This is a genomic window from Polaromonas sp. CF318 (assembly GCF_000282655.1).
Lineage (GTDB): Bacteria > Pseudomonadota > Gammaproteobacteria > Burkholderiales > Burkholderiaceae_C > Polaromonas.
The window spans coordinates 143,428-165,036 of the sequence record NZ_AKIV01000046.1 but is presented as its reverse complement, the minus strand read 5'-3'; the positions used below and the strand labels follow the sequence as shown (position 1 = coordinate 165,036).

Sequence of the window (21,609 nt, the reverse complement as noted above, 5' to 3'; positions counted from 1 at the left end):
ATCTGCGGATATGAATCTGCTTTCTTCCTTTGCGTTTGCCCTTATCTCTGTTCATCTGCGTCATCCGTGGATAAAAGAATTCATCCGCAGATTACGCAGATTAAGAAAACCACGATCCAAGTCGTGTGCCAGTGTCTGGATGTAGAGGTTACGCCTCGGGTACAAATGTTCTGTTTTCAATCTGCGTAAATCTGCGTAAATCTGCGTCATCTGCGGATATGAGTCTGCTTTTTCCCTACGCTACCACACTGCTCTGATTCGGAATCCCCTCCATAGGCGCTTCATCCGTGCCAATCGTGGTGCGTGTAAACGACTCCACCTGCTTGCGCGCGGCCTCGGGGTCGCGCAGCCAGTCGGCGTAAAAGCTGAAGGGGCAGGTGGGCGTTCCCTTGTCGCCGTCGCCCGAGTTGATCATGCCGGTGTAGCCGCGGTGCAGCAGCTTGAACAAATGGTTCTCCGACTGGCCGTTGCGGCGGAAGTCGCGGATCAGGCTCTTGGACAGCGCCGCGTACTGCACGCCCATTTCCTCCTCGCCGCATTCGCCCAAGGTGCGGCCGTCAAAGCCTATCAGCGCCGAATGGCCGAAATAGGAATACACGCCGTCAAAACCCGAGGCGTTGGCCACCGCCACATAGGTGTTGTTGGCAAAGGCCATGGCCTTGGAGATCAGGATCTGCTGTTCCTTCGCCGGGTACATATAACCCTGGCAGCGGACGATGAGCTCGGCGCCCTTCATCGCGCAGTCGCGCCAGATCTCGGGGTAGTTGCCGTCGTCGCAGATGATCAGGCTGATCTTCAGGCCCTTGGGTCCGTCGCTCACATAGGTGCGGTCGCCCGGGTACCAGCCTTCAATCGGCACCCAGGGCATGATCTTGCGGTACTTCTGCACGATCTCGCCCTGGTCGTTCATCAGGATCAGCGTGTTGTAGGGCGCCTTGCGCGGGTGCTCCTCGTGCCGCTCGCCGGTCAGGGAGAACACGCCCCAGACTTTGGCGCGCCGGCAAGCGGCCGCGAAGATCTCGGTCTCAAAGCCCGGCACCGTGGCGGCGTTCTCGTGCATTTCCTTGCTGTCGTACATGATGCCGTGAGTGCTGTACTCGGGGAAGATCACCAGGTCCAGGCCGGGCAGGCCCTTCTTCATGCCTTCCAGCATGCGCGCGATGTTGTTCGCGTTCTCCACCACCTCGGCCCTGGTGTGAAGCCTGGGCATCTTGTAGTTGACCACCGCCACGCCGACGGTGTCCTTGCTGCTTGAAATATCGCCGTGAATCATGTCGTGCTCCTTGTGAGGGATGCCCTCAGTGGCTGATCATCCAGGGGCGTTTGCTCGGAAAGGCTTTATTGCCATTGGGCGCGGTCATCGTGGCGCCACGTTTGCCGCTCGAACAACAACCACAGCCGGCCGGGTGCTTGAGCCGCGCGTAGTCACCCGAACGCTTGGGCTCATGCCGGGCGCGCTCGTTGGTGTCCATCGCGCGGCGCGTGCCGTCCTCCATCAGCGCCAGCGCGGGCGCGACGGACAGGATGCGCGCGGCCGGGCCGCCGCAGGTCGGGCAGGCGGCGGCCTGGTTGCGCATGGAGACCGAGCGCAGCGCGTCAAAGCTGCCGCATTGCGGGCAATCGTAGTCATAGGTGGGCATGGTGCGGCGCCTCTTCCTTGTCGTTTCGTTCAACGCAGGTCGGGCGACAGCGGCATGCTGACCTTGCCGTCGATGTGCTTGACCGGCCCGGATGCATTCGGGTTGATGTCGAAGTCGAAGATGCCGGTCGGCAGCCACAGCGTGGCGCAGGAATTGGGCACGTCGACCACGCCGCTGATGTGGCCCTGCACCGGCGCCGTGCCCAGGATGGAATAGGCTTGCGCGCCCGAGTAGCCGAACTTCTTGAGGTATTCGATGGCGTTCAGGCAGGCCTGGCGGTAGGCGACGTTCACGTCCAGGTAGTACTGCTTGCCGGCCTCGTCGACCGAGATGCCTTCAAAGATCAGGTAGTCGTCGTAGCGCGGCGTGATCACGCTGGGCTTGAAGATGGGGTTCTTGATGCCGTACTTGGCCATGCCGCCCTTGATCAGCGTGACCTTCATGTGCACCCAGCCGGCCATCTCGATGGCGCCGCAGAAGGTGATCTCGCCGTCGCCCTGGCTGAAGTGCAGGTCGCCCACCGACAGGCCCGCGCCGTCGACGTAAACAGGAAAGTAGACCTTGGAGCCGCGCGACAGGTCCTTGATGTCGCAGTTGCCGCCATGCTCGCGCGGCGGCACGGTGCGCGCGCCCTCGGCCGCGGCCTTGTCGCGGGCGGCGCCCGTCATCTTGCCCATATGGGCGGTGCCGGCCGAGGGCGGGTTGGCCAGGCCCGTGCGCGTCGGGTCGCTGTCGATCAGCGCCTGCTCGCGCGTGTTCCACATCTCCAGCATGGCCTTGTCAGGCAGGCAGCCGATGAGGCCGGGGTGGATCAGCCCCGCGAAGTTCACGCCCGGCACATGGCGCGAACTCGTGAACATGCCCTTGAAGTCCCAGATCGATTTTTGCGCTTCGGGGAAGTGGTCGGTCAGGAAGCCGCCGCCGTTCTTCTTGCTGAAGAACCCGTTGAAACCCCAGAGGCTGTCCTGCTTGGCGCCTATGTCCAGCAGGTCCACCACCAGCAGGTCGCCGGGCTGCGCACCCTTGACGCCGACCGGGCCCGAGAGGTAATGCACGGTGGAAAGATCGATGTCGCGCACGTCGTCGGCGCTGTCGTTGTTCTTGATGAAGCCGCCGGTCCAGTCGAAGGTTTCCAGGATGAAATCGTCGCCCGGGTTGACCCAGCAGGCCATGGGGATGTCCGGGTGCCAGCGATTGTGGATGTTTTCATTGAGGGTGGGCGACTTCGTCAGGTCAACCTTGATCAGCGTGTCGGTCATGCCATATCTCCTGGTGGTGATGAATAAAGGGACAAGGAAAAGAAAATCAGACGGAAAGAAACTGTTTGATGCGCGCCGTGTCGGTGCCGGCCCGCGTGCTTTCATGCACCAGCTGGCCGCCTTCGATCACGAACAGCCGGTCGGCCACGTCCATCGCGAAGCTCAGCACCTGCTCGGACACCACAATCGTGATTTCGCGCATCTTGCGGATCTCGTTGAGCGCGCGCGCGATGTCCTTGATGATGGAAGGCTGTATGCCCTCGGTGGGCTCGTCCAGCAGCAGCACCTTGGGGTTGGTCACCAGCGCGCGGGCAATCGCCAGCTGCTGCTGCTGCCCGCCCGAGAGGTTGCCGCCCTTGCGGCTTCGCATGTCGAAGAGCACCGGGAACAGCGCGTAGATTTCGTCCGGGATCTGTTTGTGCTTGGCGTTCTCCAGGCCGGTCAGGATGTTTTCCTGCACCGTCAGCGTCGGGAAAATCATGCGGCCCTGCGGCACATAGGCCACGCCCTTGGCCACGCGCTGGTAGCTTTCGTCCTTGGAGATGTCCAGGCCGTCGACCTCAATCGTTCCGGACTTGAGCGGCAAAATGCCGATCAGCGACTTGAACAGCGTGGTCTTGCCCATGCCGTTGCGGCCCATGATGGCCACGGTTTCGTTCTTCTTGGCGCTGAAGGTGATGCCGTGCAGGGCCTCGCTCTGGCCGTAGCTGACGTGGAGGTTGTTGACGTTGAGCATGGTGATTTCCCCTTGATGCTTAATGGCCCAGGTACACGTCGATCACGCGCGGGTCGGCCTGCACTTTTTCCATCGACCCTTCGGCCAGGATCTTTCCCTGGTGCATGACGGTCACTTTGTCGGCGATGCGCTTGACGAACTCCATGTCGTGCTCGATGACGATCATGGCGCGGCCCTTGCAGATGCGTTTGAGCAGCTCGGCCGTCAGCTCGCGTTCTCGCACGCTCATGCCGGCAATCGGTTCGTCCAGCATCAAGAGCTCCGGGTCCTGCATCAGCAGCATGCCGATCTCCAGCCACTGCTTTTGCCCGTGCGAGAGCAGGCCGGCCTCGGTGTCCAGCTGGCCCTCCAGGCCGATCTCGGCCGCCACGGCCTGCACGCGGGCTTTGACTTCTTCCGTACGCTTGAAGAACAGCGCGCCGAACACACCGCGCCCGCGCGGGAACGAGACTTCCAGGTTCTGGAACACGCTGAGGTTTTCGTAGATGGAGGGCGTCTGGAACTTGCGGCCTATGCCCGAGCGCACGATCTGGTATTCGGGCAGTTTCGTCATCTCGGCGTTCTTGAACTTGATGCGGCCGTGGCTGGCGCGGGTCTTGCCGCAGATCAGGTCCAGCAGCGTGGTCTTGCCCGCGCCGTTGGGGCCTATGATCACGCGCAGCTCGTTCTGGTCGACGTAGAGGTTCAGGCTGTCGATGGCCTTGAAGCCGTCGAAGGAGACCGTCAGGTCCTCGACCGACAGCACGAAGTCGTTGGGGGTCATGGTGGGGGCGATCATGGTGGCTTCCTTGGTCTCAGGTGCGCTGGCCGCTCAGGCCGGGCGGCAGCGCGGGAGCTTCGCTGGCAGCGGCCGACGGGGGCACTATCGGTGGGACGGCGGGCGGCACGACTTTTTCGCGGCGCGCAAAGCGTTTGGCCAGCCAGGGCTTGACGCGCTGGGTGTAGACGCCGGCCAGGCCGTCGGGGAAGGCCAGCACCACGCCCAGGAACATGCCGGCCATCAGGAACAGCCAGAGGTCGGGAAAGCTTTCCGAAAAATAGGTTTTGCCGAAATTCACCAGCAGCGCGCCGTAGACCGCGCCCACCAGCGACATGCGTCCACCGACGGCGGCGAAGATCACCATCTCGATGGAGGGCACGATGCCGACCAGCGAAGGCGACATGAATCCCACCTGCAGGGTGAACAGCGCACCCCCCACGGCTGACAGCATGGCCGCGAAACAGAAGGCGAAGACCCGGAACATGGCCACGTCGTAGCCCGAAAAGCGAACCCGGTCTTCCTTGTCGCGCATGGCCAGCAGCAGCGTGCCCAGCTTGCTTTTCTGGATCCAGGTGCACAGCACGATGGCGCCCAGCAGCAGGCCGGCGCAGAGGAAGTAGAGGATGTACTTGGCGCTGTCGGTGCGCGTGTCCCAGCCCAGGATGGTTTTGAGATCGGTCATGCCGTTGACGCCGCCGGTGTAGCCCTGCTGGCCGATGATGAGCACCGTGAGGATCAGCGCCACGGCCTGCGTGATGATGGCGAAGTAGACGCCGCCCACACGCCGCTTGAACATGGCGTAGCCAATGATGAAGGCCAGCAACGTGGGCACTACCAGGATCAGCAGCAGCGTGAGCGGGAAGGACTGGAAGGGCATCCACCAGATCGGCAGCGCGGTGATCTGGTTCCAGTCCATGAAGTCGGGAATGCCGGGCGTGGACTGGATCTTGGTGGTGATGGGGTCGCTGGCCTCGAGCTTCAAGAACATCGCCATGCCGTAGCCGCCCAGGCCGAAGAACACGCCCTGGCCCAGGCTCAGCACGCCGCCGTAGCCCCACAGCATCACCAGGCCCAGCGCGACGAAGGCGTAACTCAGGTATTTGCCCACGAGGTTGAGGCGGAACAGGTCCAGCGCCAGCGGGAAGGCCACCAGCAGCACCAGGGCCAGCAGGGCGACGTTGCCCAGGCCGTTGCGCGTTATCCATTGCTTGAGGCTGTTCATGAAAAACTCCGGTTGTCTTGGGAATGTGTTGAAAAGCTCAGCGCCGCACCTTGGAGGCGAACAGGCCTTGCGGGCGCAGCATCAGGATGGTCACGATGGTCATCAGGGTCAGCACCTTGGCCATGGAGCCGGTCATGAAGAACTCGGCGACCGACTGGGTCTGGGCGATGCCGAAGGCCGAGACCACCGTGCCCAGCAGGCTGGCCGCGCCGCCGAAGGTGACGACCAGGAAGGCATCGACGATGTAGAGCGAACCGCTGGTGGGGCCGGTGGAGCCGATGGTGGTGAAGGCCGCGCCGGCCACGCCGGCGATGCCGCAGCCGATCGCGAAAGTCAGCCTGTCGGTCTTTTTGGTGTTGATGCCGGTGGCGTTGGCCATCACGCGGTTGGCGACCGTGGCGCGCACGCGCAGGCCCCAGCGCGACTTGTGCAACGCGATCAGCACGCCGCAGGTCACCACCAGCGTGAGCGCCATCACGAACAGGCCGTTGATCGGGATGTCCAGGCCGGGGGCCGGCGCCCAGGAGCCCATCAGCCAATCGGGCAGGGTGGGGCTGACTTCCTTGGCGCCGAAGGTGGTGCGGAAGATCTGCTGCATGCCCAGCGACAGGCCCCAGGTCGCCAGCAGCGTGTCCAGCGGGCGTTTGTAGAGATGCCGTATGAAAGCCCATTCGGCCAGCCAGCCGACGGCGAACGCGAAGATAAAGGCCGCCGCAATGGCGAAGGGAAAGTAGGCCTGCATGAAGCCCGGTGCGTAGGTTTCGGACAGGTGCGAAAACAGATAGATGGTGTAGGCGCCTATGGTCATGAACTCGCCATGGGCCATGTTGATCACGCCCATCTGGCCGAAGATGATGGCCAGGCCCAGGCCCATGAGCAGCAGAACGGAAAACAGGCTGAGCCCGGCAAAGCCTTGCATCAGGCCGATGTTGAGCATTTCGGAAAGATTCATGGCGGGGCTCCGGTGCGGCGGGTCAATCAAAAAAAGGCAATACGTCAGTCAAGAAAGCCCCTGCCGGCTCACCCCGCCACACGGCGGAATGAACCGGTAGGGGCCAGCGCGCTCGCTTACTGATAGCCCTTGGGGAAGGGGTTGGGTTCGATCAGGGCCGGCGATTCGGCCACCACCTTGAACTGGCCGTCGGCCTGCGCCTGGCCTATGCGGGCCTTGCTCCACAGGTGATGGTTTTCATGCAGCTTCACGTAGCCTTCGGGCGCGGTCTTGAGCTCGATGCCGGTAGAGGCCGCGGCGATCTTGTCCACGTCGAAGCTGCCGGCTTTTTCCACCGTGGCCTTCCACAGCCAGGGGCCGAGGTAGCCGGCCTGCGTCACGTCGCCGATCACCGCGTCCTTGCCGTACTTGGCCTTGAAGGCGCTGACGAAGGCTTTGTTGTTGGGGTTGTCCAGCGACTGGAAGTACTTCATGGAGGCGTAGAAGCCGTTCATGTTCTCGCCGCCTATGCCCAGCACTTCGTCTTCGGTCACCGAGATGGTCAGCAGGAACTGCTTGGCGGCGGTAACGCCCGCGGCCTTGAGCTGCTTGTAGAAGGCCACGTTGGAGCCACCCACCACCGCGATGAAGATGCAGTCGGGCTTGGCGACCTTGATCTTGTTGATCAGCGAGTTGAAGTTGGTGTGGCCCAGCGGGTAGTACTCTTCGCCGACGACCTTGCTGCCGGTGAGGTGGCCTTCGATGTGCTTGCGGCCTATCTTCATCGAGGTGCGCGGCCAGATGTAGTCGGAGCCGACCAGGAAGAAGGTCTTGGCTTTCTTTTCTTTCGAGGCCCAGTCCAGGCCGTAGAGGATTTGCTGCGTGGCTTCCTGGCCGGTGTAGATCACGTTCTTGCTCTGCTCCAGGCCTTCGTAAAAGGTCGGGTAGTACAGCATGCCGTTTTCTTTTTCGAAGATGGGCAGCACGGCCTTGCGCGAGGCCGAGGTCCAGCAGCCGAACACGGCGGCCACCTTGTCGTTGACCAGCAGCTTCTTGGATTTCTCGGCGAAGGTCGGCCAGTCGGAGGCGCCGTCTTCCTTGATGACCTTGATCTTGCGGCCCAGCACGCCGCCCATGGCGTTGATCTGGTCGATGGCGAGCTGCTCGGCCTGGATGGAACCCGTCTCGGAAATCGCCATGGTGCCGGTGGCCGAGTGCAGCTGGCCCACGGTCACTTCGGTGTCGGTGACGGCCAGCTTGGTGGTGTTGACCTTGGCCGTGGGAAATTGCTGGGCCTGCGCCCAGCCGGGCAGGCCGGCCAGCGGCAGGGCGGCGGCCACGCCCTGCATGAGGCGGCGGCGGTTGATGAGGGAAGATGGGTCGCGATCGTCGTTGGACATGCTGGGCTCCTGCGGTTGGTGAAAAACGGTGAAAGGTTGAAGTGATGAAGTGATGAAGGCTTGCGTCGGGGTCAGGTGAATCATGTTCACAAGGGCCGCGCATCCCTATACGTCAATCAACGTAGCCACCCTTGCACCAGATGTGGGCACACTTCTTGCGGGACCTTGGGCGTGCGTTGCCGCACGCCCTACGGCCGTTTGACGGAGACCGCCTTGACCATCGCCACCCAGAAAATTTTTCGTATTCGACGCGAGTACAACGCCTGGGTGGCCGACGAATCCATCGAGGACTATGCGCTGCGCTACACGCCGCGCGGCTTTCGCAAGTGGTCGGAGTGGCGCGTGGGCAACACGGCCTTCGGCGCGATGTCTTTCCTGGCGCTGGAGGCCATAGGCGGCGCCATCGCGCTCAATTACGGCTTCACCAACGCGCTGTGGGCCATCCTGGTGGTGGGGCTGATCACCTTCTTCACCGGCCTGCCCATCAGCTATTACGCGGCGCGCTACGGCGTGGACATGGATTTGCTCACGCGCGGCGCCGGTTTCGGTTACCTGGGCTCGACCATCACCTCGCTGATCTATGCGAGCTTCACCTTCATCTTCTTCGCGCTGGAGGCGGCCATCATGGCGCTGGCGCTGCAGATGTACCTGGACATCCCGATAGCGTGGTGTTACGTGATCAGCGCGGTGGTCATCGTGCCCATGGTGGTTCGCGGCATCACGCTGATCTCGCGCCTGCAGATGTGGACGCAGCCGCTGTGGGGTGTGCTGCTGCTGCTGCCCTACCTGGCGGTGTTCTGGAAGAACCCGCAGGCGTTTTCCGACTTCACGGGGCTGACGGGCCGCAGTTCGGGCAGCAGCGAGTTCGACCCGCTCATGTTTGGTGCGGCCGCCACCGTGGCGTTCTCGCTGGTGGTGCAGATCGGCGAGCAGGTGGACTTTTTGCGCTTCCTGCCTGAAAAGACGCATGCGAATCGCCGGCGCTGGTGGGCCGCGGTGCTGATGGCCGGGCCGGGCTGGATCGTGCTGGGCATGCTGAAGATGCTGGGCGGCGCCTTCCTGGCCTTCCTGGTGCTGCAGCATGAGCTGCCGGCCGCCAAGGCGGTGGAACCCACGCAGATGTACCTGGCGGGCTTTGCCCACGTGTTCAGCGACCCGGCGTGGATTCTGGCCGCGACCGTGGTCTTCGTGGTGGTGTCGCAGCTCAAGATCAACCTGACCAACGCCTACGCCGGCTCGCTGGCCTGGTCCAACTTCTTCGCGCGCCTCACCCACAGCCACCCGGGGCGTGTCGTGTGGCTGGTGTTCAACGTCGCGATCGCGCTGCTGCTGATGACGCTGGACGTCTTCTCTGCGCTTGAAAAGGTGCTGGGCCTTTACAGCAACGTGGCGATTGCCTGGGTGGGCGCGCTGGTGGCCGATCTGGTCATCAACAAGCCGCTGGGCCTGAGCCCGCCGGGCATCGAATTCAAGCGCGCGCACCTCTACGACATCAACCCGGTGGGCCTGGGCTCCATGCTGCTGGCCACCGTGGTGTCGGTGTTCGCCTATACCGGCGCCATGGGCCCACGGGCCGAGGCCTTTTCGCCCTTTATCGCGCTGGGCATGGCGCTGGCGCTGTCGCCGCTGCTGGCCTGGCTCACCAAGGGGCGTTACTACGTCGCGCGCAAGCCGCAGGCCATGGGCGTGCCGGGCCAGAGGGTGCGCTGCCACGTTTGCGAGAACGCCTTTGAAGCCGAAGACATGGCCAGCTGCCCGGCCTACGGCGCGCCCATCTGCTCGCTGTGCTGTACGCTGGAGTCGCGCTGCCACGACCGCTGCAAGACGCGCTCGCGCGCGGCCGAACAGGCCGAGGAATTTTTGAGCAAGCTGCTGCCCAGCGCGCTGTCCAGCCGTGTGAACTTCCGCGTCGGGCACTACATGGTGGTGATGCTCTCGCTGTGCGCGCTGCTGGCCACGGTGATGGGCATGGTCTACATGCAGGAGACCAGCTTCCCGCCCTCGGGCGACCTGGCCGGCCTGCTGCGTTCGGCTTTTGTGAAGGTGTTCGCCATGCTGCTGCTGATCGTCGCGGTGTGCAGCTGGTGGGTGGTGCTGGGCAGCGAAAGCCGGCGCATGGCGCAGGACGAGTCGAACCGGCAGAACCAGTTGCTGTCGCGCGAGATCGAGGCGCACCAGCGCACCGACGCCGCGCTGCAGACCGCCAAGGAAGTGGCCGAGTCGGCCAACCAGGCCAAGACCCGCTACGTGGCCGGCATGACGCATGAGCTGCGCACGCCGCTCAACAGCATCCTGGGCTATTCGCAAATCCTGCTCAAGGGCGAGGCGCTGGCCAGCACCCCGCGTGAAGCCGTGCAGACCATACAGCGCAGCGGCGAACACCTGCTGCAGCTCGTCGACGGCCTGCTGGACCTGGCGCGCATCGAGGCCGGCCGGCTACGGCTGGAGCCGATTCCCGTGCCGCTGCCCGATTTCCTCGAAGGCCTGGTCAGCATGGTGCGGCCGCAGGCCGAGGCCAAGGGCGTGGATTTTTTCTACACCCACAGCGGCCGCATGCCGGCCTGGGTGCAGGCCGACGCCAAGCGGCTGCGCCAGATCATCATCAACCTGCTGAGCAATGCGGTGATGTTCACCGACGCGGGCAGCGTGAAACTGCACGTGGACTGCCGGCGCGAAGTGATCCGCTTCGACGTGGTGGACACCGGCATAGGCATCGCGCCGCAGGACCAGCAGCGCATCTTCCTGCCCTTCGAGCGAGGCGCCGCGGGCCGGCGCCGCGGCGAGCCGGGTACCGGCCTGGGCCTGACCATTACCGGCCTCCTGACCGCGCTGATGGGCGGCGACCTGAGCTTGCAAAGCGAACCCGACAAGGGCAGCACCTTCAGCGTTCGCCTGTACCTGCGCGAGATCGACGACCCCGGCCCGCTGGCCGACCCGCCGCACCAGATCGCGGGCTTCTTCGGCAAGCGCAGGACGCTGCTGGTGGTCGATGACCAGCCGGTGCAGCGCCAGATGCTGGCCGGCATGCTCACGCCCCTGGGCTTTGACGTGAAAGAGGCGGCCAGCGGCCTGGAATGCATAGACAGCCTCAAGGACGGCGTGCCCGACGCCATCCTGCTGGACATCAGCATGGACGACCTGGACGGCTGGGAAACCGCGCTGCAGATACGCGGCCGGGGTTACGCCGGGGTGCCCATCATCGTGGTGTCGGCCAATGTGTTCGAAAACCAGGCCTCGCGCCTCAAGGCCGCGGGCTGCCAGGCTTTTGTCGGCAAGCCGGTGCTCGAATCCGAACTGATGGACGCCTTGCAGCGCCACCTGGGACTGGAGTGGGTGACCTCGGTGGTGTCACCTGCGCCGCTGGCGGCCGGCGTGGCGGCGGAAAGCTCGCTGGGCCTGCCCGAGGAAGCCCGCGCCGGGCTGATACGGCTGGTGAAACTGGGCCATGTGCACGGCCTGCACCGCCTGCTGGACCGCATCGCGGCGGAAGACCCGGCGCTGGCCGCGAGCTGCGCGCGGCTGCGCGGCTTTGTGAGCCGCTGCGAGCTGGAACTGCTGCTGGACCATTTGACGGAGGGCGCCGATGCTTGATACCGTTGACGAGCAACGCCCCGTGGTGCTGGTCGTGGACGACGCCCCCAGCAGCCTGGGCATGCTCTGCGACACGCTGGAAGGTGAAGGCTACACCGTGCTGGTGGCGCGTGACGGCGATTCGGCCTTGCAGCGCCTGGAGCTGGTCGCGCCCGACGCCATCCTGCTGGACGCCGTCATGCCAGGCCTCTCGGGCTTTGACACCTGCCGGCGCATCAAGGCCGACCCTGTCATGGCGCACATCCCGGTGATCTTCATGACGGGCCTGTCGGAGACGCCGCACGTGCTCGAAGGCTTTGCCTGCGGCGGTGTCGATTACGTCGTCAAGCCGCTGCGTGCGCAGGAGGTGGTGGCGCGCCTGCACACCCACACACGCAATGCGCGCATGACGCGGCTGGCGCGCGATGCGGTGGACGTGGCCGGCTTCGGTGTGGTGCTGGTCGATGCGCGCGGGCGCGTCGCCTGGCGTTCGCCGCAGGCCGCCCTCTGGCTGCAGGGCGCCGGGGGAGGGGCGCAGCCGGGTCGTTTGCCCGATTCCGTCCATGCGGCGCTGGAAGGCGACGCCGGCGAAGTGCTGTTGAGCCTGGCCGGCGTACAGCTGTCGGTGCGCAACATGGGCCGGGTCGGCATAGGCGAAACCATGCTGCTGCTGGAGCAGCGCGGCGCCAACGCGGCCTCGCCCTCGCGCCTGGCCAATGCCGCGCTGACGCCGCGCGAAACCGAGGTGCTCTCCTGGCTGGCCAAAGGCAAGACCAACCGCGACATCGGCGACATCCTGGGCATGAGCCACCGCACGGTCAACAAGCACCTGGAGCATATTTTCGAAAAACTGGGCGTTGAGACCCGGGCGGCCGCCGCGGCGCTCGCCACCGGGCATGTGTTTTAGCTGCTTCCCCTTGGTGGGTGGACGCCGGCAGCTCCCAAATCCATAGCGGCCGGGCCGCCGGAGCCGGCCGGCCGCCGGCTTGCCTACAATCGGGGCACAGTGAGGAGTTTCCCCGAATGAGCATCAAGAGCGACAAATGGATACGCCGCATGTCCGAGCAGCACGGCATGATCGAGCCTTTCGAACCCGGCCAGATCCGGCAGCGCGACGGCCACAAGATCATCAGCTACGGCACCAGCAGCTACGGCTACGACATCCGCTGCGCGCCCGAGTTCAAGGTCTTCACCAACATCCACAGCACGGTGGTCGACCCGAAGAACTTCGATGAAAAGAGTTTTGTCGACTTTCACGGCGACAGCTGCATCATCCCGCCCAACAGCTTCGCGCTGGCCCGCACGGTCGAGTACTTCCGCATCCCGCGCAACGTGCTGACCATCTGCCTGGGCAAAAGCACTTACGCGCGCTGCGGCATCATCGTCAACGTCACGCCCTTTGAGCCCGAATGGGAAGGTTATGTGACGCTGGAGTTCTCCAACACCACGCCGCTGCCCGCCAAGATCTATGCGGGCGAAGGCTGCGCCCAGGTGCTGTTCTTCGAGAGCGACAAGGACGACGTCTGCGAGGTCTCGTACAAGGACCGCGGCGGCAAGTACCAGGGCCAGGTGGGCGTGACGCTGCCGAAGGCCTGAATTTTTCCTGGCGACGCGGCTACGCCGCGCGTCAGCCTGATGCAGACGATTCTGGCTCGATAGCCAGAATTAAAAAGTACATTCTTTGTCTACCAAAAGACAAAGTTGTCCGAAGCAGGCATGTGGCGAACTTACGATCTGCGAACCCAAAAAAGGAGGTTCCAATGTCTGTTCGCTTGTATTCCTGTTCGATCATTTTCGCTGCTGCGGGCTTGACCGGTTGCGCATCTATCACCAACGACACCACCACGCCGGTCCGGTTTGAAACATTCAATAGCGCGGGTGTGGAAGTCAAAGACGTCGAGTGCACGCTCGAAAACGACTACGGCCAGCAAATCATCAAGACACCTGTTACGGCCAACGTACGTCGCTCATCCAAAGATTTGCAGGTCACCTGTGTCAGGCCCGGCGAAACCGATGGCCGCGGCGTGGTGGTTTCGCGCGCGAACGCCGGCATGGCCGGCAACATCCTCTTTGGCGGCGGCATAGGCGCCATCATTGACCACAACAAGGGCACCGCCTATACCTATCCGCAGTGGATCCAGGTCGTTATGGGTAAGTTGTTGACTTTTGACCGCAAGGCCGATGTTGATGGCAAGCCCAACAAGGGAACAGAGTTGCCAGCACCCGTCGCCGCCAAGTAAGCCGGCGCCTCAGGTCAATGCCGCGTGCCCTGCGGCTAAGCAAAGCCCAGCCCGCCCTGCAGTCGCTTTGAATAGCATCAGCACGGCGGGTTCTTCATGTCTTGCCGGATCACGTCTACCCTGTCGCAGGTCAAAGGATTGTTCGGTTACTTGGCCAGCAACACCAGCATATGAAACCAGCTTTTGCCGCGAAAACTGCCGGAAATTGCTCGCAAAATGGATTGCATTTGTCCGAAAAACAGTCTGCTTTTCGGTCGGACAGGTTGAAATTTGGTTAAAAATAATACCTTGTATTTTTAACAAAATAATTTCACAATCAAGCCATGAGCCTACAGCCAGCCTCAAAAACCGCCACCAAGCCTGCCAGCACGCCTGTGCCTGCCGCCACGCTGTCGCGTCAGTTGGCGCAGCGGATTGCGGGCCTAGTTCGCAAAGAGTCCGCACGGGTCTTCACCCCGGCGGATTTTCTGGACCTTGGCACGCCCCACGCGGTGGGCATGGTGCTGTCGCGCATGGTGCGGGCAGGCACGTTGCGCCGTGTGGCGCGCGGCCTGTATGACGTGCCGCGCATCCATCCCTTGCTGGGCGAACTGAGCCCGTCTACCGATGCGGTGGTGCAAGCCGTGGCCCGGCGCGACGGCGTGGTGGTGCAGCCCCTGGACGTGGAGGCCACGAACCTGCTGGGGCTGAGCGAGCAGGTAGTCGCCAAGCCGGTGTATGAGACCAATGGCCCCAGCCGCAAGCTGTGGGTGGGAGAGCAGGAGATTGAATTCAAGCATCGATCACCGCGTCGCGTCACGGCAGCTGCGGAATCCAGCAACCTGGTGTTTGCGGCGCTGCGCGGCCTGGGCAAAGCGCATGTGACGATGGAGCGTGTGGCGCACCTGCAGCAGATGCTGCCGCCGAAGCAGCGCGCGCAGCTACTCAAAGATTTGCCGTTGGCGCCGGTGTGGATGCATCCGTATTTGCGCCATATTGCCGCGTCACCCAAAGACTGAACGTCATGGCCACCCGCCCGCTCTCGAGCACCAGCTTCGCCCTGCAAAGTGTGCGGGAGCGCCACACCTTGATTGATGAAGTGGCGGCGCGCTTGCATGTTGCCGGCTTGATTGTGGAAAAAGACTTTTGGGTGGGCTGGCTTTTGGGCCGCCTGTTTGCCATGCCTGCGCTGGCGGGGCAACTGCAATTCAAAGGGGGTACTTCGCTGTCTATGGTGTTTGGTGCTGTACAGCGTTTTTCGGAAGACATCGACCTGGCCATCCTGCCCGCTGCGCTGGGCTTTGAGGAAGGCTACTTCAATGATGCGCCATCAGCCAGTCAGCGCCGCAAGCGCATGGAGGCATTGGCGCAGGCCAGCGAGGCCTATGTGCAGCGCCTTCAACCGGTGTTGGAGGTCGAAATTACGTCCGTACTGGGCGCCAGCCCCGCTGGGACACGCTGGCTCGGCTATGAGATAGACGGCAACGCGGGCACACCGAATCTATGGTTTACCTACCCCAGCGTTATCCCGCAAACCAGTGCATACATTGCCAAGCGGGTGAAGCTTGAGTTTGGCTCGCTCACCAACCAGCAGCCCAGTATGCAGGCTACGGCGCGCACTTTAATCTCAAGCGTGTTGCCCGCAGGCGCATTCACGGATGTGACGGCGCCGGTGGTGGCTTTGGACGTTGCCCGCACGTTTTGGGAGAAAGCTACCATCCTGCACGCAGAGCACCACCGACCGGAACACTTGCCGGTGCGTGACCGGTTCGCACGGCATTATTCGGATTTTTGCGCGCTATGGAGGCAGGACCGTGCCCGCACGGCTGGCCTACACAGGCTGGACTTGCTGGCCGATGTGGCGTTGCACAAGAGCCGTTACTTTGCCTCTGCTTGGGCAAATTACGGCACCGCTGCACGAGGCACCCTCAAACTGGTGCCGCCACCGTACCGCTGGGCCGCTATTGGAGAAGACTACGCGACGATGCGGCCCATGTTTTTGTCTGACCCACCAGCGTTCGGTGAGTTGATGCGTCAACTGACGCAAGCCGAAGCAGCGCTGAACGCGCCCTAAGCGCGGCCAGCTTCTACCGCTTATTTCACCAGCAACACCGGCGTCTCACTCTCAGCGACCACACGCTGCGCCACACTGCCGATCAGCGCGCGGCTCAGCAAGCCCTGGCCGTGCGTGCCCATGACGATGAGATGAGCCTTCTCGCGCCTGGCGGCGCGCAGGATTTCGTCGGTGGGCGTGCCGACCACGGCGATGGTCTTGAATGCAAGCTTGTGGCGCTTGAGGAAGCGCTCTATGGGCGCCAGCACTTTTTGCGACTCTTCAGCGTGGTAGGCCTTGACGTTGGCTGATCCCAGCATGGTCTCGACGCGGCCCGGCACGGGCGCCTGCACATTGACCACCACCACCTCGCCTTCGGCGCCGGCGAGGTCTTCATGGTTGACCAGGAAGGCTAGGGCTTTTTTGGTGTACTTGCTGCCGTCGGCAGCGAACAGAATCTTCATGCTTTTACCTCCGATGTGAATGGGCCAGCGTAACACCGGCATCACGGAACAAGTGTAGGTGAGCGCCTGCTTGCGCCTTGCGGGCCTGAAAACCGCTCAGGCCAACGCCGTGCGCGCCGCGGCCAAATCCCAGCCCGCCCAGCCGCAGCTTTTGAACAGCACCGGCCCGGCGGGTTTTTTCATGTCCTGGCGTATCACCTCGCCCAGGCTGGCGAAGCGGGCCACGTCCAGGCCGGCCTGCAGCAGGTCGCCGGCTTCATGCACGGCGTCAGGGGTGTCGACCAGCACGCTGCCCTGCGCGGCGACGTACTGGCACAGGGCGGCGCTGAGTTCGCGCATGGCCGGCGTGTAGGCGCCCACGGCGCTGATAAAACCATCGTCGCGCGGCAGGGCGCTGAGCACCACGCCGCCGGCGGGGGTGCAGGTGGCGGCCAACGGGCAGTCGGCCAGGGCGGCGTCGGGGTCGGGCACGACGCGGCCGTTCAGGCCCAGCGACTGCGCATGCTGCGCCAGGGCCTGGGCGCTGGCGTGGCTGCGCGAGGTGATGCGGAATTCGCGCACGCCCAGGCCCTGGGCAAAGGCTTCGAGGTGGGCCACGCCCTGCACGCCGGCACCGACGATCAGCATGGGCCCGCGGGTGTTAGGCGCCAGCCGCTGCGCGGCCAGCAGCGAGACGGCGGCGGTGCGCCTGGCGGTGACGGTGGGGCCGTCCAGCATCAGCCGGCGCCGGCCGGTGGCGACGTCAAACACCACCACGTCGCCCTGGATGGCGGGCAGGCCGGTGCCGGCGTTGGCAGGGGTCAGGGTGATGAGCTTGGCGATCACGGTGCGGGCGTCCAGCGCCGGCATCACGAAGAGGCTGCCGCCGCCCGGCAGGGGCTGCACCACCCGCTGCGGAACCTGGACCGACTCGTCCTTGAGCAGGCGCATGAGTTCGGTGACCAGCAGCGGGTAGGGTAGCCGCGCGGCGGTCTGTCCGGCGTCCAGCGAGGTGGGATACGGATGGAGCGTCATGCCTGCGATGGTAAGCGGGATGGCCCGCGAAGTGGTGGATGGGCCGGCGCCCCGGCCGAATTTCACGAGAGGTTTTTATCCTACAGCGGGACGGGCAAGGCGCCGAATGGACTATTGCCAGCCCGCCCTAGCATGGTGTAACCAACGGGGAGGTTGCCATGTTTACTGCGCATTTGAGGAAATTCGATGAACTGCCATACAAGACGCTGCTGATGGTCGCGGCGGGCCTGGTGATCCTGTGCCAGCTGGCCGCCATGGCCTTTGTGGCCGATTCGCAGGTCGCCAAAGCCAGGCTGCGCGACGAGCAGCGGCGGGCGGAACTCGTGGTGATCGCGCATTGCATGGAAACCAGCGCGGGTGCCGCGCGCCATAGCTGTATCCAGCAGGCCCGCGTCATCGCCACCGCACCGCCGCAGCCTGCGGCCGACAGCGTGCCCAGGGAGCCGGCTTTTGCCGAAGCTTCCAGTTCCGCGGGCCACGCGATGCCGGCCCGTCCGGTGCGTCCGCCGCAGGGCTTTATGGCCGCGTCTTTCGCCGTCCGCTAGCTTTGCCTGTTGTCAGGCCCGCGTAGGGCCGCCGCGGTTAGCATGGGGCCACGATGCAACCGTCACGCCCTCTTTCACGCCCTCTTTCACGCCTTTACCAGCCGCGCAACCCGCTGTTCTGGCTGATGCTCACGCTCAACGGCCTGTCGCCGCTGCTGGCTTGGGTGGTGCATAACCGCCCGCTGAACGCCTGGGCCACGCTGCTGCTCACCGGCTTCGCCGTGGGCAATGCCATCTTCGGCACTTTTTTGCTGTGGCGGCTGTTGCGCGACGAGCCGGCCGCGGCGCGGCAGGAGCCCGGCGCGCGGGACGACACCCTGGCTAACTGACGGCGCCCGCGCCCCTGGCGATGTCCCGCGGCGTGGCCAGCGCCGTCGCCACGGCCAGCCGCAGCCCGCGCACAATCTCGTCCAGCGGCATGCTGGGCGCGCCCTGTTCGGGCAGGTAAGGCACATGGACAAAACCGCCGCGCGTGCGCTTGAAGCCTCGCCGGGTGGCCAGCGCATGCATGAGCGCATAAAACACGTGGTTGCAGACAAAGGTGCCCGCCGTTTGCGAGACCTCGGCCGCCACGCCCGCGCCTTGCAGCGCCTGCAGCATGGCCTTGATGGGCAGGCTGCTGAAGTAGGCCGCCGGCCCGCCCGCCACCACCGGTGTATCGACGGGCTGCGCGCCGGCGTTGTCGGGGATGCGCGCGTCATTGACGTTGATGGCGATGCGTTCCAGCGAGATCGCGCCGCGCCCGCCGGCCTGGCCGACGCAGACGACCAGCGCCGGTTTGTGCAGCTGGATCAGCCGCGTGAGTTCGTCCATCGATGCCTGGAACACGGTGGGCAATTGCGCCGCCACCACGAGGTGGCCGCCTATGCGCTTGCCGTGCAGCGCCTTCACCGCCAGCCAACTGGGGTTCAGGGGCTGGCTGCTGTGGCCGGTGTCGCCAAAGGGGTCAAAGCCGGTCAGCAGAACGCGGGAGGAAGAAGAGGAGAGGGAAGCCATGTCGCCATTGTGGGGGAGGGCGACTTTATGGCTACCATGGCCTGATGAACAACACCCCCTCGCATCCGGACATTCCCGCGCTGGTCGCCGACCTGACCCGCGCCCGCCTCGAAGCCAGCCCGCTGCCCTGGCCTTCCACCGTGCCGGCCGATGTGCCGCTGGCCTATGCCACCGCGTTGGCCGTGCGCGCCGCGCGCAGCGCCCAGGGCGACGCCCCGGCCGGTTACAAGGTCGGCTTTACCAACCGCACGATCTGGCCGCGCTATGAGGTCTACGGACCCATCTGGGGCACGGTGTGGCACAGCAGCCTGGCGCGGGTCAACGCCTCGGCGCCCAACGAAGGCGTGCTCTCGCTCCAGGGCTTGTGCGAGCCGCGCATAGAACCCGAGGTGGTGTTCGGCCTGCGCGAGGCGCCGCCGCCCGACTGCACGGTAGCGCAGCTGGTGGCGTCGCTGGACTGGGTAGCGCACGGCTATGAAATCGTGCACACGCATTTCCCAGGCTGGAAGTTCAGCGCCGCACAAGCCGTGGCCGACGGCGGCCTGCACGGCCGGTTGCTGGTGGGCCACAGGGTGGCGCTGCCCGCCGCAACGGTGCCCGAGGCACTGATGGAAGCGCTGGCCGGCCTGCGGCTCAAGCTCTACGCCGATGGCGTGCTCAAGGACCAGGGTGTGGGTGCCAATGTGCTGGACGGCCCGGTGCAGGCGCTGCTGCATTTTGTGCGCGAGCTGCGCGCCACGCCGGGCGCGCCGGCTTTGCGGGCCGGCGACCTCATCACCACCGGCACGCTGACCGACGCCTGGCCGGTGCAGGCGGGGCAGACCTGGCATACCGAGATAGAAGCGGCCGGGCCGCAGGCCGGCGCGCTCAAGGGATTGGTGGTTCGGTTTGAATAACCGAGCAACTATTTCTTGATCACAGCACCCGTTTCGCTGTCGAACTTCACCACGCGCACCTGGCCGTTCTGGCCCGGGAAGTCGTCGAACACCGCGCGAACCAGGTAGGGCACGACCAGCGGCAGGTCGCCGCTGCCGCCTTCATAGACGGCGCGCGATTCAAACACCGTGCGCGGCGGCTTGCCGGGCGGTGTGCCTTGGGTGTCGAGCAGCCGCAGGCGCAGGCTGTTGGTGTAAACCGTCACATTGACCGGCCGGTCACCCACGTAGCGCGGCCCGAAGGGGTCGGGCACCCAGCCGCCGCCGTAGAGCCGCCCCGCGGCGTCGCGGTAGGGCGGCAGGAACACCATGTTGTCCTGGTAGACCGGCTGAAGCCAGGTTTTTTCCTCGCTGCGGCTGCTGGCCGCCACGTCGACCTGCAGGCGCCCGGCCTGGCCCTCGGCCGCGCGCTTGAGGCCGCGTTTTTCAAGCTCGGCCTGCACATAGCCTTCATAGGTGGCTTGCTCCAGCTGCCGCGTGGTGTCCATGGGCGTGATATAGCTGAAGGTGCTGCCCGCCGCGTCGGCGGGCCACTGGTTGAAGCTGGTCACGCGCGTGGCGATGGGGCTGGCACAGGCCGTGAGCAGCATGGCCAGCAGCAGCGCCAGGGCCAGGCGCGGCGAGCGGAACAACAGGGCGCCGGCGCTGCGCTGCGGGCCGGAGCCTGTGGGCGAGGAAAGGGCAGAAGTGTTCATGGGAAATGGATACACCGGGGTTCAATTTTGTTCCGCGGCGGGCGCGCCGCTCAAGTAAAGTCGGCGCATGCGCTGACACGCGCCCGGGGCATTGCGGCAGTGGGGGCAGTGCCGACTCCAACAAGTATTGCACGGTACAAGCACGGTAAAAGCACGGTACAAGGGGAAGATCATGAAATGGGAAGGCAATCGCGAATCCGACAACGTCGAAGACCGCCGCGATGACGGCGGCGGAGGCGGCGGTTTTGGCTTCGGCGGCCGCAGCATCGGCATAGGCACCATCGTGGTGGCCCTGGTCGGCGGCTGGATTTTCGGGATCAACCCGCTGACCATTCTGGGGCTGCTCAGCGGCGGCGCGCCGCCGGCCCAGGTGCAGCAGCAGGGGCCGGCCCACAGGCCGCCGGCCGACGACCGCATGGCCAAGTTCGTCTCCACTGTGCTGGCCGACACCGAGGACGTCTGGACCGACGTCTTCGCCAAGGGTGGCGGCACTTACCAGAAACCCCGGCTGGTGCTGTTCCGGGGCGCCACGCCCACGGCCTGCGGCCAGGGGCAGGCGGCCATGGGGCCGTTTTATTGCCCGGGCGACCAGAAGGTCTACATCGACCTCGGTTTTTACGAAACCCTGCGCAGCCGCCTGGGCGCGCCCGGCGATTTCGCCCAGGCCTATGTGATCGCGCACGAGGTGGGCCACCACGTGCAGAACCTGCTGGGCATCAGCGCCAAGATGGACCAGATGCGCGGCCGGGTCAGCAAGGTTGAATACAACGCGCTGAGCGTGCGGCTGGAGCTGCAGGCCGACTGCTTTGCCGGGGTCTGGGCGCACAACGCGCAGAACGCCCGCCAGATCCTGGAGCAGGGCGACGTCGAGGAGGCCATGAACGCGGCCGCCAAAATCGGCGACGACGCCCTGCAGCGCGCCGGCGGCGGCGCGGTGGTGCCCGAAAGCTTTACCCACGGCACCAGCGCCCAGCGCCAGCGCTGGTTCGACACCGGCTTTAAAACCGGCAGTGTCAAGGCCTGCGACACCTTTAGTACCCGAAATTTGTAGCCTGTCTGGCCGGATTCATTGATTGACGGTGGTTTCGAGCTATAAGATTGATAGCAATTTGCGGCCGGAGGCGGCCCGGGCGCCGGGCCCCCGGCAGGCCCTGAAACCGCGAATCCCCG

At 64.6% G+C, this 21,609-nt stretch carries 22 protein-coding genes; 10 read left to right on the top strand and 12 right to left on the bottom strand.

Annotated features, from left to right (window positions below):
• Positions 1-235: 235 nt before the first annotated feature.
• The 8 genes from PMI15_RS07760 to urtA form a co-directional block, all read right to left on the bottom strand.
• Positions 236-1,273, bottom strand: a complete 1,038-nt coding sequence (locus PMI15_RS07760) for an aliphatic amidase (RefSeq protein ID WP_007866254.1) — start codon at positions 1,271-1,273, stop codon at positions 236-238.
• 25 nt (positions 1,274-1,298) lie between these two features.
• Positions 1,299-1,640 (bottom strand): zinc ribbon domain-containing protein, encoded by a 342-nt coding sequence (locus PMI15_RS07755; protein ID WP_007866250.1) that lies wholly within the window; start codon positions 1,638-1,640, stop codon positions 1,299-1,301.
• A 29-nt stretch (positions 1,641-1,669) separates the two neighbouring features.
• Positions 1,670-2,899, bottom strand: a complete 1,230-nt coding sequence (gene fmdA / locus PMI15_RS07750; protein WP_007866246.1) for a formamidase — start codon at positions 2,897-2,899, stop codon at positions 1,670-1,672.
• A gap of 46 nt (positions 2,900-2,945) precedes the next feature.
• Positions 2,946-3,635 carry an urea ABC transporter ATP-binding subunit UrtE gene (gene urtE, locus PMI15_RS07745; protein ID WP_007866241.1) on the bottom strand — a complete coding sequence of 230 codons (690 nt, stop codon included), beginning with the start codon at positions 3,633-3,635 and terminating at the stop codon, positions 2,946-2,948.
• Positions 3,636-3,654: 19 nt separating this feature from the next.
• On the bottom strand, positions 3,655-4,398 hold the full coding sequence (urtD, locus tag PMI15_RS07740) for an urea ABC transporter ATP-binding protein UrtD (RefSeq protein ID WP_036837966.1): 744 nt from the start codon (positions 4,396-4,398) through the stop codon (positions 3,655-3,657).
• A 31-nt stretch (positions 4,399-4,429) separates the two neighbouring features.
• Positions 4,430-5,617, bottom strand: coding sequence for an urea ABC transporter permease subunit UrtC (gene urtC / locus PMI15_RS07735; protein ID WP_007866234.1), 1,188 nt, complete (start codon positions 5,615-5,617; stop codon positions 4,430-4,432).
• A 37-nt stretch (positions 5,618-5,654) separates the two neighbouring features.
• Positions 5,655-6,569 (bottom strand): urea ABC transporter permease subunit UrtB, encoded by a 915-nt coding sequence (gene urtB, locus PMI15_RS07730; RefSeq protein ID WP_007866230.1) that lies wholly within the window; start codon positions 6,567-6,569, stop codon positions 5,655-5,657.
• A gap of 116 nt (positions 6,570-6,685) precedes the next feature.
• Positions 6,686-7,948, bottom strand: coding sequence for an urea ABC transporter substrate-binding protein (gene urtA, locus PMI15_RS07725; protein WP_007866229.1), 1,263 nt, complete (start codon positions 7,946-7,948; stop codon positions 6,686-6,688).
• 213 nt (positions 7,949-8,161) lie between these two features.
• On the opposite strand from urtA, the gene PMI15_RS07720 reads away from it, so the two are divergent.
• The 6 genes from PMI15_RS07720 (at position 8,162) to PMI15_RS07695 (ending at position 15,811) form a co-directional block, all read left to right on the top strand.
• A complete protein-coding gene (locus PMI15_RS07720; RefSeq protein WP_086003822.1) occupies positions 8,162-11,539 on the top strand; it encodes an ATP-binding protein in 3,378 nt (1,125 codons plus the stop codon).
• Positions 11,532-12,425, top strand: coding sequence for a response regulator transcription factor (locus PMI15_RS07715; RefSeq protein ID WP_007866227.1), 894 nt, complete (start codon positions 11,532-11,534; stop codon positions 12,423-12,425). Before PMI15_RS07720 ends, PMI15_RS07715 begins: the two co-directional genes overlap by 8 nt.
• A 116-nt stretch (positions 12,426-12,541) precedes the next feature.
• Positions 12,542-13,114 (top strand): dCTP deaminase, encoded by a 573-nt coding sequence (gene dcd / locus PMI15_RS07710; protein WP_007866203.1) that lies wholly within the window; start codon positions 12,542-12,544, stop codon positions 13,112-13,114.
• A 164-nt stretch (positions 13,115-13,278) separates the two neighbouring features.
• On the top strand, positions 13,279-13,758 hold the full coding sequence (locus PMI15_RS07705) for a hypothetical protein (protein ID WP_007866200.1): 480 nt from the start codon (positions 13,279-13,281) through the stop codon (positions 13,756-13,758).
• 323 nt (positions 13,759-14,081) lie between these two features.
• Positions 14,082-14,756 carry a DUF6088 family protein gene (locus PMI15_RS07700; protein ID WP_007866191.1) on the top strand — a complete coding sequence of 225 codons (675 nt, stop codon included), beginning with the start codon at positions 14,082-14,084 and terminating at the stop codon, positions 14,754-14,756.
• A 5-nt stretch (positions 14,757-14,761) separates the two neighbouring features.
• Positions 14,762-15,811 (top strand): nucleotidyl transferase AbiEii/AbiGii toxin family protein, encoded by a 1,050-nt coding sequence (locus PMI15_RS07695; protein ID WP_007866189.1) that lies wholly within the window; start codon positions 14,762-14,764, stop codon positions 15,809-15,811.
• Positions 15,812-15,831: 20 nt separating this feature from the next.
• Here PMI15_RS07695 and PMI15_RS07690 read toward each other — a convergent pair whose 3' ends face one another.
• Positions 15,832-16,254 (bottom strand): universal stress protein, encoded by a 423-nt coding sequence (locus tag PMI15_RS07690; RefSeq protein WP_007866185.1) that lies wholly within the window; start codon positions 16,252-16,254, stop codon positions 15,832-15,834.
• A gap of 96 nt (positions 16,255-16,350) precedes the next feature.
• Complete coding sequence (locus PMI15_RS07685; RefSeq protein WP_036837955.1) at positions 16,351-17,268, bottom strand: delta(1)-pyrroline-2-carboxylate reductase family protein; 918 nt, start codon at positions 17,266-17,268, stop codon at positions 16,351-16,353.
• A 158-nt stretch (positions 17,269-17,426) separates the two neighbouring features.
• Here PMI15_RS07685 and PMI15_RS07680 point away from each other — a divergent pair, with 158 nt between their 5' ends.
• Together PMI15_RS07680 and PMI15_RS07675 are read left to right on the top strand one after the other, a co-directional pair.
• Positions 17,427-17,813 (top strand): hypothetical protein, encoded by a 387-nt coding sequence (locus PMI15_RS07680; RefSeq protein WP_007866173.1) that lies wholly within the window; start codon positions 17,427-17,429, stop codon positions 17,811-17,813.
• A gap of 53 nt (positions 17,814-17,866) precedes the next feature.
• The gene (locus PMI15_RS07675; protein ID WP_036837917.1) at positions 17,867-18,142 is read left to right on the top strand and encodes a hypothetical protein; all 276 of its coding nucleotides are present in this window, start codon (positions 17,867-17,869) and stop codon (positions 18,140-18,142) included.
• On the opposite strand, the gene pcp is transcribed toward PMI15_RS07675, so the two are convergent.
• Complete coding sequence (pcp, locus tag PMI15_RS07670) at positions 18,135-18,809, bottom strand: pyroglutamyl-peptidase I (protein WP_007866167.1); 675 nt, start codon at positions 18,807-18,809, stop codon at positions 18,135-18,137. The genes PMI15_RS07675 and pcp overlap by 8 nt on opposite strands.
• Positions 18,810-18,853: 44 nt before the next feature.
• Between pcp and PMI15_RS07665 the strand changes: the two genes are divergently transcribed.
• A complete protein-coding gene (locus PMI15_RS07665; RefSeq protein ID WP_007866152.1) occupies positions 18,854-19,705 on the top strand; it encodes a 2-keto-4-pentenoate hydratase in 852 nt (283 codons plus the stop codon).
• Between the two features lie 8 nt (positions 19,706-19,713).
• Here PMI15_RS07665 and PMI15_RS07660 read toward each other — a convergent pair whose 3' ends face one another.
• The gene (locus PMI15_RS07660) at positions 19,714-20,439 is read right to left on the bottom strand and encodes a DUF4136 domain-containing protein (protein ID WP_007866149.1); all 726 of its coding nucleotides are present in this window, start codon (positions 20,437-20,439) and stop codon (positions 19,714-19,716) included.
• A 172-nt stretch (positions 20,440-20,611) separates the two neighbouring features.
• On the opposite strand from PMI15_RS07660, the gene PMI15_RS07655 reads away from it, so the two are divergent.
• Positions 20,612-21,490, top strand: a complete 879-nt coding sequence (locus tag PMI15_RS07655; RefSeq protein ID WP_007866144.1) for a neutral zinc metallopeptidase — start codon at positions 20,612-20,614, stop codon at positions 21,488-21,490.
• Positions 21,491-21,609 lie beyond the last annotated feature (119 nt).

Excerpts from the sequence above, each read along its gene's own strand:
- PMI15_RS07760 (WP_007866254.1), bottom strand. The coding sequence starts at position 1,273 with ATGATTCACGGCGATATTTCAAGCAGCAAGGACACCGTCGGCGTGGCG.
- PMI15_RS07755 (WP_007866250.1), bottom strand. The coding sequence starts at position 1,640 with ATGCCCACCTATGACTACGATTGCCCGCAATGCGGCAGCTTTGACGCG.
- fmdA (WP_007866246.1), bottom strand. The coding sequence starts at position 2,899 with ATGACCGACACGCTGATCAAGGTTGACCTGACGAAGTCGCCCACCCTC.
- urtE (WP_007866241.1), bottom strand. The coding sequence starts at position 3,635 with ATGCTCAACGTCAACAACCTCCACGTCAGCTACGGCCAGAGCGAGGCC.
- urtD (WP_036837966.1), bottom strand. The coding sequence starts at position 4,398 with ATGACCCCCAACGACTTCGTGCTGTCGGTCGAGGACCTGACGGTCTCC.
- urtC (WP_007866234.1), bottom strand. The coding sequence starts at position 5,617 with ATGAACAGCCTCAAGCAATGGATAACGCGCAACGGCCTGGGCAACGTC.
- urtB (WP_007866230.1), bottom strand. The coding sequence starts at position 6,569 with ATGAATCTTTCCGAAATGCTCAACATCGGCCTGATGCAAGGCTTTGCC.
- urtA (WP_007866229.1), bottom strand. The coding sequence starts at position 7,948 with ATGTCCAACGACGATCGCGACCCATCTTCCCTCATCAACCGCCGCCGC.
- PMI15_RS07715 (WP_007866227.1), top strand. The coding sequence starts at position 11,532 with ATGCTTGATACCGTTGACGAGCAACGCCCCGTGGTGCTGGTCGTGGAC.
- dcd (WP_007866203.1), top strand. The coding sequence starts at position 12,542 with ATGAGCATCAAGAGCGACAAATGGATACGCCGCATGTCCGAGCAGCAC.
- PMI15_RS07705 (WP_007866200.1), top strand. The coding sequence starts at position 13,279 with ATGTCTGTTCGCTTGTATTCCTGTTCGATCATTTTCGCTGCTGCGGGC.
- PMI15_RS07700 (WP_007866191.1), top strand. The coding sequence starts at position 14,082 with ATGAGCCTACAGCCAGCCTCAAAAACCGCCACCAAGCCTGCCAGCACG.
- PMI15_RS07695 (WP_007866189.1), top strand. The coding sequence starts at position 14,762 with ATGGCCACCCGCCCGCTCTCGAGCACCAGCTTCGCCCTGCAAAGTGTG.
- PMI15_RS07690 (WP_007866185.1), bottom strand. The coding sequence starts at position 16,254 with ATGAAGATTCTGTTCGCTGCCGACGGCAGCAAGTACACCAAAAAAGCC.
- PMI15_RS07685 (WP_036837955.1), bottom strand. The coding sequence starts at position 17,268 with ATGACGCTCCATCCGTATCCCACCTCGCTGGACGCCGGACAGACCGCC.
- PMI15_RS07680 (WP_007866173.1), top strand. The coding sequence starts at position 17,427 with ATGTTTACTGCGCATTTGAGGAAATTCGATGAACTGCCATACAAGACG.
- PMI15_RS07675 (WP_036837917.1), top strand. The coding sequence starts at position 17,867 with ATGCAACCGTCACGCCCTCTTTCACGCCCTCTTTCACGCCTTTACCAG.
- pcp (WP_007866167.1), bottom strand. The coding sequence starts at position 18,809 with ATGGCTTCCCTCTCCTCTTCTTCCTCCCGCGTTCTGCTGACCGGCTTT.
- PMI15_RS07665 (WP_007866152.1), top strand. The coding sequence starts at position 18,854 with ATGAACAACACCCCCTCGCATCCGGACATTCCCGCGCTGGTCGCCGAC.
- PMI15_RS07660 (WP_007866149.1), bottom strand. The coding sequence starts at position 20,439 with ATGAACACTTCTGCCCTTTCCTCGCCCACAGGCTCCGGCCCGCAGCGC.
- PMI15_RS07655 (WP_007866144.1), top strand. The coding sequence starts at position 20,612 with ATGAAATGGGAAGGCAATCGCGAATCCGACAACGTCGAAGACCGCCGC.